At 73.7% G+C, this 1,317-nt stretch carries 1 protein-coding gene; it reads right to left on the reverse strand.

The annotated features are described in order from the left end of the window. On the reverse strand, window positions 1-650 hold a 650-nt coding region (locus tag FDZ70_10805), incomplete at its 3' end, for a hypothetical protein (protein TLM65784.1). Between the last annotated feature and the right edge of the window lie 667 nt (window positions 651-1,317).

A 1,317-nucleotide genomic window follows, 5' to 3' on the forward strand; every position in this document is an offset into this window, starting at 1 on the left:
GCCTTCGGGTCCTTGCGCCGGATCGCCGACGCCGCTGACGCCGCCATCGCGGCTGCCGCAGCGGCGACCGCTGCGGCCCCGCCGACCACCGTGCGCCACGGCGCGTTCTGCGGGTCGTCTTCGGCCCATCCTTCCGCGAGGCCGAACTTCTCGTACTCGGTCTCTATGGTCTGCGCGTCGGCGAGGCCCTGGTTGAACTCGAAGCGGTTCGTCCCGGGGTGCCACATGAGCACGGAGAGCTGCTGGTGGACGATGAGCGGCAGCTGGCCGTTCTCGTCGGGCGTGCCCTCGCCCCCGGTCTTGAAGGTGTACTCGACCAGCACAGTGTCGCCGGTCTCGAAGTTGCCCGCGCCCCACACGTACCCGACGAGCGGGTCGCCGCCGCCGCGCGAGTGCGCCTTGTGCACCTCGAGGTCGAAGACGCCCTGCGGGTCGTCGCGCGACGGCGCCACCATGACCCACTCGCCGCCCTGCTGCTCCCACTCGCCGTTCCATGAGTAGATGAAGCGCTGCTTGGCTGCCTCGATCTCCTCGTCGGTGGGGTTGCGCGGCCACTCCTTCTCGAAGCCGAGCGCGTACTCGTAGTCCATCCACACCGCGGCGATGCCATACGCCACGCTCGGCCACGCGGCGAGCGCGAGCAGCGTCACCGCAGTCGCCGCGCGCGCGGCGCGGCGCCATGCCCTGAGCGTTCTCACTTCCGGAAGCTCGCGATCGCGGTGGAGATCGACAGGACGAGGCCGGCGAGCACCGCGATGACGCTCGGGATCAGCATGAGCAGCGAAGCCGGCCGCGCGATGCCGCCGGCCGCCGAGACGACGAGCGAGACGAGCTGCACGAGGCCGAAGACGATCGAGGCGGCGCCGGTCAGCTTGCGCAGGACGCCGCCGCCCTTGCCGGCGATGCCGCCGAGGACCGCCGTGCCCGCACCGGTCATGACACGCATGCCGAGCATCCACGGGTTCACCGTGCCGCCGGACAGCAGCGTGATGCCTAGATCCATCACGAGCGTGACCGCGATGCCCGCCGCCGGGAAGCGCAGGTTCGGCCGCGGCGCGGCCGCCATCAGTGAGGGTGCGGCAAGGCGGGTGAGCGATCCGACGTCGATCGGCTGACCGGTCGTGATCGTCTGCCAGGGGAGTGCGACCGCGCCGCCGCCGAGCGTGGCGACCTGCGCGACGACGCCCGCGCCGCGCGCGACCGCGCCCGCGTGCTGCGCCCACCGGCGCGCGGCGGCGGCCGCGGCGGGGGGGGGGGGGGCGGGGGGGGCGGGCCTTATGCCCCGCCGGCGGCGGCGGGCGCAGGGGAGGGGGGGGG

The sequence above is a fragment of the Actinomycetota bacterium genome (genome assembly GCA_005774595.1).
GTDB lineage: Bacteria > Actinomycetota > Coriobacteriia > Anaerosomatales > D1FN1-002 > D1FN1-002.